The organism is Streptomyces iranensis, assembly GCF_017874715.1.
GTDB classification, from domain to species: Bacteria; Actinomycetota; Actinomycetes; order Streptomycetales; family Streptomycetaceae; genus Streptomyces; species Streptomyces iranensis.
Genome location: NZ_JAGGLR010000009.1, coordinates 79,401 through 94,346 on the forward strand (window position 1 = coordinate 79,401; position 14,946 = coordinate 94,346).

General features: G+C 72.6%; 13 protein-coding genes. 9 read left to right on the top strand and 4 right to left on the bottom strand.

Annotation, left to right across the window (positions count from 1 at the left end; genetic code table 11):
- On the bottom strand, positions 1-930 hold the full coding sequence (locus tag J2Z30_RS17815) for an ABC transporter permease (protein ID WP_044568081.1): 930 nt from the start codon (positions 928-930) through the stop codon (positions 1-3).
- 3 nt (positions 931-933) lie between these two features.
- Positions 934-2,508: an ABC transporter substrate-binding protein gene (locus tag J2Z30_RS17820; protein ID WP_044568082.1), complete on the bottom strand. Its 1,575-nt coding sequence runs from the start codon at positions 2,506-2,508 to the stop codon at positions 934-936.
- A gap of 252 nt (positions 2,509-2,760) precedes the next feature.
- On the opposite strand from J2Z30_RS17820, the gene J2Z30_RS49680 reads away from it, so the two are divergent.
- The 4 genes from J2Z30_RS49680 (at position 2,761) to J2Z30_RS17850 (ending at position 8,271) form a co-directional block, all read left to right on the top strand.
- Positions 2,761-4,716, top strand: a complete 1,956-nt coding sequence (locus J2Z30_RS49680; protein ID WP_245388159.1) for a four-carbon acid sugar kinase family protein — start codon at positions 2,761-2,763, stop codon at positions 4,714-4,716.
- Positions 4,713-5,768 carry a 4-hydroxythreonine-4-phosphate dehydrogenase PdxA gene (gene pdxA / locus J2Z30_RS17840; protein WP_107073251.1) on the top strand — a complete coding sequence of 352 codons (1,056 nt, stop codon included), beginning with the start codon at positions 4,713-4,715 and terminating at the stop codon, positions 5,766-5,768. Before J2Z30_RS49680 ends, pdxA begins: the two co-directional genes overlap by 4 nt.
- A gap of 58 nt (positions 5,769-5,826) precedes the next feature.
- Positions 5,827-6,603 carry a DeoR/GlpR family DNA-binding transcription regulator gene (locus tag J2Z30_RS17845; protein WP_044580984.1) on the top strand — a complete coding sequence of 259 codons (777 nt, stop codon included), beginning with the start codon at positions 5,827-5,829 and terminating at the stop codon, positions 6,601-6,603.
- Between the two features lie 699 nt (positions 6,604-7,302).
- Positions 7,303-8,271: an alpha/beta hydrolase gene (locus J2Z30_RS17850; protein WP_044568084.1), complete on the top strand. Its 969-nt coding sequence runs from the start codon at positions 7,303-7,305 to the stop codon at positions 8,269-8,271.
- Positions 8,272-8,318: 47 nt separating this feature from the next.
- On the opposite strand, the gene J2Z30_RS17855 is transcribed toward J2Z30_RS17850, so the two are convergent.
- Complete coding sequence (locus tag J2Z30_RS17855) at positions 8,319-8,918, bottom strand: HhH-GPD-type base excision DNA repair protein (RefSeq protein WP_044568085.1); 600 nt, start codon at positions 8,916-8,918, stop codon at positions 8,319-8,321.
- Between the two features lie 161 nt (positions 8,919-9,079).
- Between J2Z30_RS17855 and J2Z30_RS17860 the strand changes: the two genes are divergently transcribed.
- Complete coding sequence (locus tag J2Z30_RS17860; protein ID WP_044568086.1) at positions 9,080-9,865, top strand: SigB/SigF/SigG family RNA polymerase sigma factor; 786 nt, start codon at positions 9,080-9,082, stop codon at positions 9,863-9,865.
- Positions 9,866-9,948: 83 nt separating this feature from the next.
- Complete coding sequence (locus J2Z30_RS17865) at positions 9,949-10,617, top strand: dienelactone hydrolase family protein (RefSeq protein ID WP_044568087.1); 669 nt, start codon at positions 9,949-9,951, stop codon at positions 10,615-10,617.
- A 47-nt stretch (positions 10,618-10,664) separates the two neighbouring features.
- Here J2Z30_RS17865 and J2Z30_RS17870 read toward each other — a convergent pair whose 3' ends face one another.
- Positions 10,665-11,738: an ATP-dependent DNA ligase gene (locus J2Z30_RS17870; RefSeq protein ID WP_044568089.1), complete on the bottom strand. Its 1,074-nt coding sequence runs from the start codon at positions 11,736-11,738 to the stop codon at positions 10,665-10,667.
- Between the two features lie 78 nt (positions 11,739-11,816).
- Between J2Z30_RS17870 and ligD the strand changes: the two genes are divergently transcribed.
- The 3 genes from ligD to J2Z30_RS17885 all read left to right on the top strand — a co-directional run bounded on the left by ligD (position 11,817) and on the right by J2Z30_RS17885 (position 14,927).
- Complete coding sequence (ligD, locus tag J2Z30_RS17875) at positions 11,817-12,821, top strand: non-homologous end-joining DNA ligase (RefSeq protein ID WP_044568091.1); 1,005 nt, start codon at positions 11,817-11,819, stop codon at positions 12,819-12,821.
- Positions 12,822-12,855: 34 nt separating this feature from the next.
- Entirely contained in the window at positions 12,856-13,872 is a 1,017-nt protein-coding gene (locus tag J2Z30_RS17880; RefSeq protein ID WP_044568092.1) for a GlxA family transcriptional regulator, read from the top strand.
- 137 nt (positions 13,873-14,009) lie between these two features.
- Positions 14,010-14,927, top strand: a complete 918-nt coding sequence (locus J2Z30_RS17885; RefSeq protein ID WP_044568093.1) for a helix-turn-helix domain-containing protein — start codon at positions 14,010-14,012, stop codon at positions 14,925-14,927.
- Positions 14,928-14,946: the final 19 nt, after the last annotated feature.

Sequence of the window (14,946 nt, forward strand, 5' to 3'; positions counted from 1 at the left end):
TCAGGCCGCCTTTCCCAGGCGTACCCGCGGGTCGAGCAGCGGGTACGCCAGGTCGATGAGAAGTTGGACGAGGACCGCCAGCGCGGCGGTGACCAGCACGGTCGCCTGGATCAGCGGATAGTCGCGGGTCTCCAGGGCGCGGACGACCAGCGAGCCGACCCCGGGCCAGCCGAACACCACCTCGACCACCACGACGCCGTTGAGCATCGCGGCGAACCGGGTGCCGAGCGCGGTGAGCACCGGGATGGCGGAGTTGCCCATCGCGTAGCGCCAGGTCAGTACGCGGTTCGAGACCCCGCGGGAGCGGGCGACGGTGACGTACGGCGAGGCGAGGGCCGCCACCATCTCCCGGCGGACCAGCCGGGAGATCAGCGCCATCTGGAGGGTCGCCACGGTGACGGTGGGCAGGATCAGTCCGCCCCAGGTGGTGAAGCCGGATGCGGGCAGCACCGGAACGGCCACGGCGAAGAGGGTCAGCAGCATCACGCCGATCCAGAAGTCCGGCATGGACTGCCCGGCGATGGTCAGCACATTGGCGCCCAGCTCCCGCTTGGTGTCGGCGCGACGGGCCATCCACACGCCGAGCGGCACGGCCACCACGGCGGTGAGGGCGATCGCGGACAGGGAGAGGGTGATGGTGTACGGCACCCGGTCCAGCACCACGTCCAGGGCGGGCGCGTGGAAGGAGTAGCTGGTGCCGAGGTCGCCGGTGAACAGATCGCGCAGGAAGAGCCCGTACTGGGTGAACAGTCCGCGGTCGAGGCCGAACTGCTCCCGGATCCGGGCGAGGTCCGCGCTGGAGGGGTTGGGCCCGGCCAGGGCGGCGGCGGGGTCGCCGGGGGCCATGCGGACCAGGACGAAGACGGTGGAGAGGGTCAGGAAGACGGTCAGGACGCTCTGGCCCAGGCGGCGTATCAGATAGCGCGTCACGGCTCAGCCCTCCAGACGCACGGCGGCGAGGTCGTAGGAGTTGAGCTGGAGCAGGCCCACATCACGCACCCGGGTGCGGCGGGCCAGCACCACATCGGGGACGAAGGCCCACAGGCAGGGGCGGGTGTCCCAGATCTGCTTCTGGACGGCGGCGAGCCTCTCGTTCCGCGTCTTCTCGTCGGTTTCGGCGGAGGCGTCGGCCAGCCGGGTGGCGATCCGGGGAAAGACATAGCCCTGGTAGGTGTCCCGGCTCCGCTCCTTCTCCGGAGTGCCGCCGTACATGCCCTGGAGGCTGGTGGAGGCGTGGCCGGTGGGGACGGAGAAGCCGTTGCCGAGGACGTCCCAGTCGCCGCGGCGGCCCTGCCGCCACTGCTGGATGTCGCCGCCCGGTTCGAACTGCTGGAGGCTGGCGCGGACGCCGGCCCCGCGCAACATCTCCAGCACGGCCTCCATCACCGAGGTGTCCGCGGGGAACTCGCCCGACTCCCAGATGATCTTCACCTTGAGATCGCTCGCGCCCAGCGCGGCGAGGCGCTTGCGGGCCTCGCCGGGGTCGTGGACATAACGCCCGGTGCGCACCGCCCCCTTGAGGGCGAGCGGGACGACGCCCTCGGCCTGCTGGGCCGAGTCGGTGAGCACATCGCGCACCAGGGCCTCGCCGTCGATGGCGTAGCTGAGCGCCTCGCGCACCCGGGCGTCGGCCAGCGGATGTCCGCGTGGCTTGCGGAAGTTGAAGAACAGCTGGTTGACGCGGGTGCCCGAGGTACGGTCCAGGCGCACCCCCGGCAGGCCCTTGAGCTGCTCGGCGGAGTCGGGGGTGATGGTGTCGATGACGTCCAGCTCACCGCTGCGCACGGCGACGACACGGCTGGACTCCTCGGGCACGAAGCGCACCCGGACCCGGTCCACGGTGGGGCGGCGGCCCCAGTACCGGGGGTTGACGGCGAGGGTGTACTCGCCGGTGCCGGAGTTGGCCGCGGTGACCACGTACGGGCCGGAGCCCGCCCCGCCGGACAGCTCCTCGGGCCGGTTCCTGGCGGCCGGGCTGATCAGGATGTTGGCCATCAGCTGGTCGAGGATGGGCACCGGGCGCTTGGTGTGCAGGCGGAAGGTGCGCTCGTCGACCGGCTCGACGGTGGGCATCTCGGGGAAGAGGCCGACGATGAACGAGCCGTTGACGCGCGCGTACATCTTCAGCGCGGTCGAGACGTCCTTGACCGTGACCGGAGTTCCGTCGGAGTAGCGGACCCCCTCGCGGAGCCGCACCGTCCAGGCGGTGGGCTCGGTCATCTCGAAGCGGTCGGCGAGCACGAGTTCGGGGCGGAGCCCCTTGCCGATCCGGGTCAGCGCCTGGCGCACCGCGCGCTGCACCGTCACCGCCGCGTCGAACTGGTTGAGCTTGTTGTCCAGGCTGACCAGCGAGCGGTTCAGCCCGAGACTGATGGCGCCGGGCCCGGGGGCGCCGGTGGGCCCCGCGCACCCGGTGAGCGGGGCGAGGGCCATACCTGCTGAGGCGCCTGCTCCGAGGCGCAGCACGGACCGGCGGCTGAGGGCCGGAGCGTAGGGGATACGGGTCATCGTTGACCTCTCGGCGTTCCTGAGGCGAGCGACGTTCTGGGCGAGCTACCGGCTCGCTCGACTCGTGCGGCGCCCGGATGACGGCCGTACGGGTCGAAGTGTCGCGGCGGTCACCGTGACATGACTGCGCGCTTTACGCAATACTTCTCGCGCAGTTCGCGCAACGTATGCCATCATCGGGGCCACGGAGACGATGCCCACGGCATTGGGCCGCTCCGCCTGTCATGGTCATTCGAGGAGGTACCGGTGGACATGACACCCAGCCGGAGACTGCTGGCCATCGCGGATGACCTGTCGGGCGCCGCGGAGGTGGCGGCCGCGGTTTGCTCGCGCACAACACGCAGTCGGGTGCTGCTCTTCGGGGGGCCGGGCACTGACGGCATGGCAACGGCCCTTCGCCCCCGTCATATCGGCGAGGCGACCGTCCTGGACCTGGACTCCCGCTACCGCCCGGCCGCGGAGGCGGCGGAGGCGGTCCGCGGGGCACTGCGGATGTCCTGGCCGGACAGGGCCGCCCCGGACGCTTTGGACGCCCCGGGCGCCCCGGGCGCCTTGGAAGCGCTGGACACCTTCGTCCTGAAGAAGATCGACTCGCTGCTGCGGGGCAATGTCGCCGCCGAGATCGCCGCGCTCGCGGAGGACGGTGCGGGGGTGGTGCTCGCCCCCGCGCTGCCGATCGCCGGGCGCGTGGTGCGCTCGGGGGTGGTGCACATCGGCGGAGTGCCGCTCCACGAGGGCGACGCATGGCGCGCCGAGGCCGTCCCCCCGCCCGTCTCGGTGGCCCATGCGCTGGGCGGCCTGCCCACCGCGCTGATCCCGCTCACAACCGTACGGTCCTCCTGCCCCACCCTGCTCACCGCCCTGCGCGCGACCGCGACGGCGGGACTGGTGGCCATCTGCGACGCGGAAACGGACGCGGATCTCGACGCGATCGTCGAGGCAGCGCTGGCGGACGGCCCCGGGATGCGACTGGTCGGCTCGGGCGGCCTGGCCCTGGCCGTGGGCCGCCACCTGGCGACGCCCTTCCCGGCCACGGGGGCGCGGACCGCACCGGATGCTACGGATCCGGCCGCGCAAGGTGCCATGGGCCCGGCCGCACCGGTTGCCGCGGGCCCGGCCGCGCCGGGTGCCACAGGTCCGGCTGAACCGGGTGCCACGAACCCGACCACACCAGGCGCCACGAGCCCAGCCACACCAGGCACCACGAACCCGACCACGCCGGGTGCCACAAGCCCAGCCACACCAGGTGCCACGGACCCGGCCGCACCAGGCACCACGAACCCAGCCACACCAGGTGCCACGGACCCGGCCGCACCGGCCGCCACGAACCCAGCCGCACCAGGCACCACGAACCCAGCCGCACCAGGCACCACGAGCCCAGCCGCACCAGGTGCCACAAGCCCGACCACACCAGGTGCCACGAGCCCGGACGTGGAGGCCGCTGGGCGTCCGGACGCCGCGGGACTGGTCGGCGCTGACGCCGCAGGTTCGGCTGCCACCGCCGTCGGGGGCTCGGCTGGCTCGGACGACTTGGGCCGGGGCGCCGCCGTCATCACCAGGGCTCCGGCCCTCGCGCCACCGGCGACGACCAGCACCGGGCGCCCGGCGAACACCGCGGCCGACCCCGACCCGGCCTCGCCCTCGGCGTACACCGGGCGGCCGGTGCTGGTCGTCGTGGGTACGGCCGAGCCCGCCGCCGTTGAACAGGTCCGGCGGCTGGTCGAGGACGGGGCACGCCACCAGCGGCTTCCGCTTGCGGGGCTGTTGGCGGACGGGCCCACGGTGCGGCTGCCCGCGCTGACCGCCGCCGTCACCGTCGTCTCCCTCGGCGCCTCGCCCAAGCCCCCGGGCCCGGCACCCGCGTACGAGGCGGTGCCCCTCCCCTCCCCCCGGCCGGTCGCCGAGCCCGTGTCCGGGCGGCGGCTGGTGCTCGGGCTTGCTCGGGCCGTCGGCGCGGCCGTCGCCGCGCACGACGGGGCCGTCGACCTCGTGCTGACCGGCGGCGAGACGGCGCGCCGGGTGCTGGACGCCCTGGCGGTGACCGAGCTCGACCCGGTCGGCCAGGTGCACCACGGCGCCGTCCATCTCCGCACCCCCGACGGGCGATCCGTCGTGACCCGACCGGGCAGCTTCGGCGACCCCGACTCCCTGCGCCACATCGTCCAGGCGCTGCGCCCCCACTCGACCGAACGGAAGGTCACCTCATGAACTCCTCCCCCCACCTCGCCCCCACCGGGGCCGCTGGTGCGGACACCGGTCCCGCCCCGCTTCCGCTGATCGCGGTCACCATGGGCGACGGCACCGGCATCGGACCCGAGGTGGTCGTCCCCGCGCTGCTCGACCCGGACACCCTGCGGCGCTGCCGTCCGGTGGTCATCGGGGACGCGGAGCGGCTGCGGCGGGCCGCCCGGCTGCGCGACATCGCGTGCGAGGTCGTCACGGTGACCGCGCCCGGCGAGTCGGTGTTCACCCCGGGCCGGATCAACGTCATCGACCTCGGGCTGCTCCCCGCCGATCTGCCCTGGGGCGAGCTCTCCCCGGTGGCCGGGGACGCGGCGTACCAGTACATACGGACCGCCGCCGAACTCGCCATGAACGGTCAGGTGCAAGGCATCTGCACCGCGCCGCTCAACAAGAAGGCGCTGCACGCGGGCGGCCATGTCTTCCCCGGCCACACCGAGCTGCTGGCCCATCTCACCGGGGTCGAGGAGGTGTCGATGATGCTGGCCACCCCCACGGTGAAGGTCATCCACGTCACCACCCACATCGGGCTCATCGACGCGGTGCGGAAGATCGAGCCCGGCCTGGTCGAGCGCACCGTGCGCCGCGGCCATGAGGCGATGGTCCGCGCCGGCACCCCCGAACCCGTCATCGGGGTGTGCGGGATCAATCCGCACGCCGGTGAGAACGGCCTGTTCGGCCACGGCGAGGAGGAGGAGAAGATCGTGCCCGCGCTGGAGGTGCTGCGCGCGGACGGCATCGACGCCCGCGGCCCGCTCCCCGCCGACACCGCCTTCTTCCTGGCCGGGCGCGGGGACTACGACCTGATCGTGGCGATGTACCACGATCAGGGGCACGGCCCGGTCAAGGTGCTGGGCCTGGAGGCCGGGGTCAACCTGACCGTCGGCCTGCCCGTCATCCGCACCTCCGTCGACCACGGCACCGCCTTCGACATCGCGGGTACGGGCACGGCCGACGCCGGTAGCATGATCGAGGCGCTGCGGCAGGCCGCCGAGATGTCGCCGTCCCCCGCCCGCTGACGCGGAGGGCCACGTCGAGGAACGCGAGGCCGAGTCCACGGTGAAGAACGCGAAAGACATGCCGGTGAACGGAGCGCGAGCCCGGCGCGACCAGATCGTCCACCTGGCCACGACCACGGGGCTGACCAGCGTGGAGGAGCTGTCCCGTACCTTCGGGGTCACCGCCTCCACCATCCGCCGCGACCTCGCCCAGCTCACGGCGGACGGTCGGCTGGCGCGGACGTACGGCGGGGCGATGGCCCTGGTGGCCCACCCGGAGGCGTCGCTGCGCCAGCGCACGGGCGAGGCGTTCGAGGCGAAGCGGGCCATCGCGCTCTGGGCGGCGTCGACGGTGCGCGCCGGGGAGACGGTGCTGCTCGACGCCGGTTCGACCGTCGGCGCCCTCGCGCATGAACTGCGCACCGCCGAGGGGCTCACGGTCGCCACGACCGGGCTCACCGCGCTGCAGGAGCTCGCCGATGTGGAGACCGTGCAGGTGGAATGCCTCGGCGGTACGCTCCGCCCGCTGAGCCAGAGCTTCCTCGGCCCGCTGGCCGAGGCCGCCCTGGAGCGCATGACCTTCGACCGGGTCTTCCTGGGCGCCGACGGGGTGACGGCCGAACACGGCATCTGCGAGGCGGATCTGCGCCAGACCCGGCTGAAGGAGCTGATGGCCCGCCGAGCGGAGGCGGTGTACGTCCTGGCCCACTCGGCGAAGATCGGCCGCCGCCCCTTCCACACCTGGGTACGGATGCCGCCCGGCTGGACACTGGTGACCGACGGCGACGCGGACCCCGAGGAGATCCGGGCACTACGCGCCCAGGGGGTCGAGGTCACGGTCGTCGAGGACGAGTGACCCGCAGTGACCCGCGTCGTCGAGGACGAGCAGCCCCCGCCCATCGCGCGTGAGCCGCGCAGATCATGCGCGGTCCGCGCACCCGTCGTACGTACGATGTGGGTGAGCGATGGTCTGGATTTCCCGGATCCGGATCAGGAAGACGTCGCATGGCGACAGCGACCGCCGCGACCATGCGTACATCCCAGGGGACCGGGGCACCCGCCCCGGAAGTGACGTGGCCACCAGCCCAAGAGCTTTGGAGGACACCGTGGCACGGCAGACCGACCCGACCCACATCCACCCGACGCTGCGAGATCCCGGGCCGCCGTCTCCGACCCCGTCGCCCGGTCCGGGCGGGCCCGAACCGGGTCCGGCACCGGGCCCCGTGCCCGGACCGCCCCCGGGTCCGCCGCCCGACCCGATTCCCACTCCCCCGCCCGAGCCGCCGCCGAGCCCCACCCCCGGCCCCACTCCGGAGCCGTCCCCCGACCCGGTGCCCAAGCCGCCGGGCCCGGATCCGGTCCCGGACCCCTCACCGGCGCCCGGCCCCTTGACCCGGTGAGGCCGTCGACCCGATGAGGCCGTCGACCCAGTGCGCTCGCCGAGCCGGTGAGCGCACCGGCTCGGTGAGCGCCCGGGTGGCGTAACAGCGGTGGGTGCCGCGGCGGCCGGGGTGAGATCGTCGGACGGGAACCGGACCGGCGAAGGAGAGAACAGATGGCCACCACCGCTCCGGCCCGCCCCGTCCTCGAACCCGCCGCCGCGGCGTTCGCCGAGGCCACCGCCAAACCGCCGTATCCGTATCAGGTGACGCCCGCCGAGGGCCGTCGAACGCTCGACGAGGTGCAGTCCGGCGAGATGCCCAAACCCGAGGTGGACGAGGAGTGGATCAGCGTCGGGGGCGTCCCGGCGGGCGGCGTCAGGGCACGGATCGTACGCCCTCCGAAGGCCGTCGGCACCCTCCCGGCGATCCTCTACATCCACGGCGCGGGCTGGGTGTTCGGCAACGCCCACACCCATGACCGACTGGTCCGGGAGCTGGCCGTCCGGGTGGGCGCCGCGGTCGTCTTCCCCGAGTACGACCTCTCCCCCGAGGCCCACTACCCGGTGGCGGTGGAGCAGAGCTACGCGGTGGGCCAGTGGATCGTGGCCCACGGCGAGGGCGCGGGGCTCGACGCCTCCCGGATCGCGGTGGTCGGGGACTCGGTGGGCGGCAACATGGCCATCGCCCTCACCCTGCTCGCCAAGGAGCGCGGCGATCTGCCGCTGGTGCGGCAGGTGCTCTTCTACCCGGTGACCGACGCCGCCTTCGACACCGGCTCCTACGAGCAGTTCGCCGAGGGCTACTTCCTCACCCGTGAGGCGATGAAGTGGTTCTGGGACCAGTACACCACCGACCCGGCGCAGCGCTCCGAGATCACCGCCTCCCCGCTGCGCGCCACCCCCGACCAGCTCGCCGGGCTGCCGCCCGCCCTGGTCATCACCGGCGAGGCGGATGTGCTGCGCGACGAGGGCGAGGCGTACGCGGCCAAGCTGCGGGAGGCAGGGGTGCCGGTCACCGCCCTGCGGATGCAGGGGATCATCCATGACTTCCTGATGCTGGACGCGCTGCGCGACACCCGGGCCGCACGGGCGGCGCTCACCCTGGCCGTGGACACCCTGCGGGACTCACTGGGCACCGCCTGAAAAACCCCGCCCGCACCGAATCGAATTGAACGCCCCGCCTCAGCGCCTCAGGTGCCGCCCTTCGCCTGCTCCGTCTGCTTCGCCTGCCGCTTGAGCTCCTGCTTGTGGGCGCGGACCTTGTCCAGCGACTCGGGCCCGGTGATGTCGGCCACCGAGCGATACGCGCCCTCCTCGCCGTACGCCCCGGCCGCCTCGCGCCAGCCCTCCGGCCGCACCCCCATCCGCTTCCCCAGCAGCGCGAGGAAGATCTGCGCCTTCTGCTTGCCGAAGCCGGGCAGCTCGTTCAGCCGCCGGAGCAGCTCCTGACCCGAGGAGACTTCGCGCCACAGGGCGGTCGGGTCGCCCCCGTAGCGCTCGGCCAGATACCGGCACAGCTGCTGGATACGCCCCGCCATCGAGCCCGGGTAGCGATGCACGGCGGGCTTCTCCGACAGCAGCGCCGCGAACCCCTCGGGGTCGTGGGCGGCGATCTCCTGGGCGTCCAGGTCGTCCCCGCCCAGGCGCCGCGCGATGGTGTACGGACCGGAGAACGCCCATTCCATGGGCACCTGCTGATCGAGCAGCATCCCGATCATCAGGGCCAGGGGATCGCGCTCGAGCAGGGCGTCCGCCTCGGGCTGCTGGGCGAGACGAAGGCGTGCGTTCATCCCGTGTGGATACCCCGCCACGGCCGGAACGAAGCACCTGAAACCCGCATACCACCCAAAAGCGCTCACACCATCACCAATTTGGTCGAATTGCGAGGTGTCAGGGCCCATGCGAATCTGGTGGCGACCGCCGTGACATCGGACCACGGAGGCGAGTGACCATGTCAGCAACCGCGACTCGCCAACGACGCCATGACGACACTCCCGACACCGGCGGTGCCTTCCTGCGTCTGTCCCGGCTCCCGTCCGGGCCCGAACGCGACGCGCTGCGCGAGTCGATCATCTGCGCCTGGCTGCCCGTCGCCAAACGCCTGGCGCTGCGCTTCCGCAACAAGGGCGAGAACATGGAGGACCTCACCCAGGTCGCCTCGCTGGCCCTGGTGAAGGCCGTCGACCGCTACGACCCCGACCTCGGCCACGCCTTCCCCTCCTATGCGATCCCCGTCATCACGGGCGAGCTCAAGCGCCACTTCCGCGACTATCTGTGGACCCTGCACATCCCCCGCAACATCCAGGAGGTCCGCTCCCGCACCCGCTCCGCGCGCGACGCGCTGGAGCAGGAGCTCGGCGGGCGCACCCCCACCATCCACGAGATCTGTCTGCGCACCGGTATGGCCCAGGAGGATGTGAAGGCCGGTCTGGAGGCCAGCGCCTCCTGCACCCCGCTCTCCCTCAACGCCGCCGTCCAGGGCGCCGAGGAGCGGCTGCTCGCCGAGACGGTGGGCGCGGACGACGCCGCGATCGAACGCGTCGTCAACCGTGAGGCGCTGCGGGTGCTGATCGCCGAGCTGTCGGAGCAGGACCGTTACGTGCTCTATCTGAGGTTCTTCGCGGGGCTTTCGCAGAGCCAGATCGGTGAGATCCTGGGCTTCTCCCAAATGCACATATCCCGCAGGCTCTCCCGGCTCTACAGCGAGCTGCGGCAAGGGCTCATGGCCTACGCCTAGCGACAGCGACAGCCCGTCGCCCAGCGGCAGCCCGTCCGCCAGCGGCAGCACCAACCCGCGCAACCCCCGGCAGGAGGTGGCCGATGCGCTCCGAGACCGCCCGTATCGCCGCGGACGACGCCATGCTCGTGGGCGATCTGGCCCTTCCCGAGCAGCCCATCGGCGTCGTCGCGTTCGCCCACGGCAGCGGCAGCTCCCGGCACAGCCCGCGCAACCGCGCGGTGGCCCGGGTGCTGCAGGACGCGGATCTGGCCACCCTGCTGTTCGATCTGCTCACCGAGGCCGAGGAGCGGGTGGACGCGATCACCGCCGAACTGCGCTTCGACATCCCGCTGCTGGGCCGCCGGCTGGGGGCCGCCGTGAACTGGCTCGACGGGCACCCGGCCACCTCCGGGCTGCCGGTGGGGCTGTTCGGCGCCAGTACGGGCGCGGCGGCGGCGCTGACGGCCGCCGCGGAGCGGCCGGAGCGGGTGGCGGCCGTGGTCTCCCGCGGCGGTCGGCCCGATCTCGCGGGCGGCGCGCTGAACCGGGTGCGGGCGCCGGTGCTGCTCATCGTGGGCGGTGACGACCACGAGGTGCTGCGGCTCAACCAGCAGGCGGCCGCCATGCTCGCCGCCCCGCAGGAGATCCATGTGGTGCCCGGGGCGAGCCATCTCTTCGAGGAGCCCGGCACCCTGGAGCAGGCCGCCGAGGCGGCGCGCGACTGGTTCGTACGGATGGCCAAACGCCCGGCCCGGGGCGGCAAGCGGTGACGCATGGCGGCCAAGCAGGTCAGAGGTAGTCCTCCGCTACGGATCCGCTACGGCCCCGGGGGCGAGCCCAGCACCTGCCCCAGATCGTAGGAGACCGGCTCCTCCAGCTGGTCGTAAGTGCACTGCGGGGGCTCCCGGTCCGGCCGCCAGCGGCGGAAGCGGGCGGTGTGCCGGAAGCGGCGGCTCTGCATGTGGTCGTAGGCCACCTCGCACACCCGCTCCGGGCGCAGCGGCACCCACGACAGATCCTTGACCCCGGTCCAGCGACTGGGCGCGCCCGGCATCCGGCCCTCGGCATGGGCCTCCTCGCGCGCCCAGTCGGCCCACGGGTGGCCCTCGACGGTCGCCATGCGCAGCGGCTCCAGCTCGGCCAGCAGCTCCTGGCGGCGGCGCGCGGAGAAGGCGGCGCTGACGCCCACGTGCTGGAGGCGGCCGGTGTCGTCGTACAGGCCGAGCAGCAGGGAGCCGATGCCCTGGCCGGACTTGTGGACGCGGTACCCGGCCACCACACAGTCCGCCGTGCGCTCGTGCTTGACCTTGACCATCACGCGTTCACCCGGGCGGTAGCGGAGGTCGGGGCTCTTGGCCACCACGCCGTCGAGCCCCGCCCCCTCGTAACTCTCGAACCACTGCCGGGCCACCTCGAGATCGTCGGTGCAGGGGGCCAGGTGCACCGGATCCTCGGCGTGGCGCAGCGCCTCGGTGAGGGCCGCGCGGCGCTCGCTCTGCGGGGTGTCCAGCAGCGAGGCGTCGCCGAGGGCGAGGAGGTCGAAGGCGACAAAGCTGGCCGGGGTGTGCTCCGCCAGCATCCGCACCCGGGAGTCGGCGGGGTGGATCCGCTCCAGGAGGGCGTCGAAGTCCAGCCGCCCCTCCCGCACGATGACGATCTCGCCGTCCAGGACGCAGCGCGGCGGGAGGTTGGCGAGCAGCGCCTCGGCCAGTTCGGGGAAGTAGCGGGTGAGCGGCTTGGTGGTGCGGCTGCTGACCTCGATCTCGTCCCCGTCGCGGAAGACGATGGCCCGGAAGCCGTCCCATTTGCCCTCGTAGACCATCCCGGGCGGGATGGTGGCCACGGCCTTGGCCAGCATCGGCTCGACGGGAGGCATCACCGGAAGGTCCATGACGTCCGATTGTGCTCCTGTGGCGGGCCGGGCGCCCGCCGGGAGGCGGCCCCGCGCGGGCGGGCCTAGCGTGTCCGTATGGGAGAGTCGGTGGAGCTCACGGTCGGCGGTCGCACGGTGCGGGTGACCAACCCCGGGAAGGTGTACTTCCCGGAGCGCGGGTTCACCAAGCTGGACCTCGCCCGCTACTACCTGGCGGTCGGCGAGGGCGCGCTGCGGGCGCTGCGGGACCGGCCGACGACGCTGGAGCGCTATCCGGACGGGGTGGACGGGGAGTCGTTCTTCCAGAAGCGGGCCCCGAAGAACCTCCCGGAGTGGATTCCGACGGGCCGGATCTCCTTCCCCAGCGGGCGGCACGCGGACGAGATCTGCCCCACCGAGACGGCCGCCGTGGTGTGGGCGGCGAATCTGGGCAGCCTGACCTTCCATCCGTGGCCGGTGCGGCGCGGGGACACCGAACACCCCGATGAGCTGCGGATCGACCTCGACCCGCAGCCGGGCACCGACTACGGGGACGCGGTACGGGCCGCGGGAGAGCTGCGCGAGGTGCTGGACGAGCTGGGGCTGCGCGGGTGGCCCAAGACCTCGGGCGGCCGGGGGCTGCATGTCTTCGTCCCGATCGCGCCGGAGTGGACCTTCACCCAGGTGCGGCGGTCCGCGATCGCGATCGCGCGGGAGCTGGAGCGGCGGGCTCCGGAGCGGGTGACCACCAAGTGGTGGAAGGAGGAGCGCGGCGAGAAGATCTTCGTGGACTACAACCAGACCGCCCGCGACCGCACCATCGCCAGCGCCTATTCGGTACGCCCCCGCCCCCATGCCCCGGTCTCCGCGCCGCTGCGCTGGGAGGAGGTCCCCGACGCCCGGCCGCGCGACTTCGATCTGGCCACCATGCCGGTGCGCTACCGCGAGCTGGGCGATGTGCACGCGGACATGGACGAGCACATCTTCCGCCTGGAGGCCGCGCTGGAGCTGGCCGCGCGGGACGAGCGGGAGCACGGTCTGGGCGACCTCCCGTATCCGCCGGAGCATCCGAAGGTGAAGGGCGAGCCGAAGCGGGTGCAGCCGAGCCGCGCCAAGAAGTGATGGCCGGATCCTCAGCGGCTGCGAGAATCGCGCCATGTCCGTCTTCATCCGCCCCGGCCGCCATCGGGTGGCGGTCCTGGTCCGCCACGGGCTGCTGCCGTTCGAGCTGGGCATCGCGCACCGGCTGTTCGGCCGCGCCGTATCGGCCGCGGGCGAGCCGCTGTACGAGGTGGTGACCTGCGCGCTGGTCCCCGGTGAGGTGCGTACGGACTCCGACGTCACGATGAACGTCGCACACGGCCCGGAGGCGCTGGCGGAGGCCGACACCGTGCTCGTCCCGGCCGCCAACGAACCGGACGCACCGCAGACCGAGGGCAAGCTGGACGCCCCGCTCACCGGCGCCTTCGCCCGGATCCGCCCCGGCGCCCGGATCGCCTCGATCTGCACGGGGGCGTTCGTCCTGGCGGCCGCGGGGCTGCTGGACGGCCGCCGGGCGACCACCCACTGGCAGGAGGCCGACCGGTTCCGGGAGCTGTTCCCGGCCGTCGCCCTCGACCCGGACGTCCTCTACGCGGACGAGGGCGAGGTGCTGACCTCGGCCGGGGACGCCGCCGGTATCGATCTGGTCCTCCACATCATCCGGCGCGACCATGGCGCGGCGGTGGCGGGCGAGGTGGCCCGCGCCTCGGTGGTGGCCCCGCATCGCGACGGCGGCCAGGCGCAGTTCATCCGGCGGCCGGTGCCGGAGCGGCGCGGTGGCTCCACCGGTGCGGCCCGCGCCTGGGCGCTGACCCGGCTCGACCGTCCGCTGACCCTGCGGGAGCTGGCCGAGCGGGAGTCGATGAGCGTACGGACCTTCTCCCGGCGGTTCCGGGACGAGGTGGGGATGACCCCGGTGCAGTGGCTGACCCAGCGGCGCCTCGAGCGCGCCCGGCAGCTGCTGGAGGAGAGCGATCTGCCGGTGGACCGGATCGCGGCGGACGCGGGGTTCGGCACCGCCGCCTCGCTGCGGCAGCATCTGCACACCGCCCTCGGGGTGTCACCGAGCGCCTACCGCGCCACCTTCCGGGGCAGCGCCGCTCATCCCCGAGGGGTGTCCGACGGATCTTGACGCCTGCGGCGGGTCGCACCCCTCCCCGTCCCTTTCCGAAACCGGTGCTCGACCCCGATGCCGCCGCCGCTGCGGCCGGGGCCCGAGCTCAGAGACCACGGAGTGGTCGACCATGGTGGGGTGGTACATTCCCTCGAATGGAGGGTGGCAAGTCCGATGCGGTCGCCTCGGCCGCCAGTCGCCGTCACGTGGGTGGCGAGCTGGTGTCCGCCACCACGGCTGACGCCCGCTCCGCCCGAATCGAGCTGCTGCGGCGCCACTCCAGTGGCACGATCGAGTGGCGCTTCCGGCAGCCCAAGCTCGCGTTGTTCTGGTTCCGCCATGGCGTCCGGCGATTTCAGCTGAACGTTGACGACCGGCCCTTTGCCGCCAAGGTCTCGGCGACCTCCGGTCTCTGCTTCTTCCCGTCCCACGTGGAGATCGACGGCGAATTCGTCGTCGACGACTACTGCGACTACACGGTGGTGCTCTTCGAGCCGGGCCTCCTGGCCGACCGCGGGATTCCGCTGCCGAAGCGTCCGGTCGTGGGATTCGACCATGCGACGATGACGGGGAGCCTGCGGGAACTGTCACGCCAGGCCGGTCAGCCGGACCGCCTGTTCCGGCTGTACTTCGAAGGCTGGGCCATGCAGTCGCTCGCTCAGCTGTCCCGGCTCACCGGCCGCGTCGCTCCGCGGACATCGGCGATGCCCGGCGGTCTGCCCGCCCCGAGCCTTCACCGAGTCGAGGAATACGTCCGGCTCAACCTCGGCAAGAGCATCACGATCGACGACCTGGCGTACGTGGCGGGCTTCAGCAGACGCCACTTCATGCGTTCCTTCAAGCAGAGCGTCGGTCTGAGCCCGTTGCGTTACGTGCAGTCGCTGCGTATCGAGGAGTCGAAACGTCTGCTGGCCATGAGCCCCAGGTCCATCACGGCCATCGCGACCGACTGCGGCTTCAGCCACCTCCAGCACTTCAGCACATCATTCCGGCAGGTGACCGGCATGTCCCCCTCCGCGTTCCGCCGCGAGGCCGAGCTCGGCGGACGGTACGACGTTCCGCCGGTGTCGTAGGCGGATCGCGGCGACAAGG

Bases quoted from the DNA above. Each gene is read 5' to 3' on its own strand.
- J2Z30_RS49680 (WP_245388159.1), top strand. From the start codon at position 2,761: ATGACACCCAGCCGGAGACTGCTGGCCATCGCGGATGACCTGTCGGGC.
- J2Z30_RS17865 (WP_044568087.1), top strand. From the start codon at position 9,949: ATGCGCTCCGAGACCGCCCGTATCGCCGCGGACGACGCCATGCTCGTG.
- J2Z30_RS17860 (WP_044568086.1), top strand. From the start codon at position 9,080: ATGTCAGCAACCGCGACTCGCCAACGACGCCATGACGACACTCCCGAC.
- J2Z30_RS17880 (WP_044568092.1), top strand. From the start codon at position 12,856: ATGTCCGTCTTCATCCGCCCCGGCCGCCATCGGGTGGCGGTCCTGGTC.
- J2Z30_RS17855 (WP_044568085.1), bottom strand. From the start codon at position 8,918: ATGAACGCACGCCTTCGTCTCGCCCAGCAGCCCGAGGCGGACGCCCTG.
- pdxA (WP_107073251.1), top strand. From the start codon at position 4,713: ATGAACTCCTCCCCCCACCTCGCCCCCACCGGGGCCGCTGGTGCGGAC.
- J2Z30_RS17885 (WP_044568093.1), top strand. From the start codon at position 14,010: ATGGAGGGTGGCAAGTCCGATGCGGTCGCCTCGGCCGCCAGTCGCCGT.
- J2Z30_RS17870 (WP_044568089.1), bottom strand. From the start codon at position 11,738: ATGGACCTTCCGGTGATGCCTCCCGTCGAGCCGATGCTGGCCAAGGCC.
- ligD (WP_044568091.1), top strand. From the start codon at position 11,817: ATGGGAGAGTCGGTGGAGCTCACGGTCGGCGGTCGCACGGTGCGGGTG.
- J2Z30_RS17850 (WP_044568084.1), top strand. From the start codon at position 7,303: ATGGCCACCACCGCTCCGGCCCGCCCCGTCCTCGAACCCGCCGCCGCG.
- J2Z30_RS17820 (WP_044568082.1), bottom strand. From the start codon at position 2,508: ATGACCCGTATCCCCTACGCTCCGGCCCTCAGCCGCCGGTCCGTGCTG.
- J2Z30_RS17845 (WP_044580984.1), top strand. From the start codon at position 5,827: ATGCCGGTGAACGGAGCGCGAGCCCGGCGCGACCAGATCGTCCACCTG.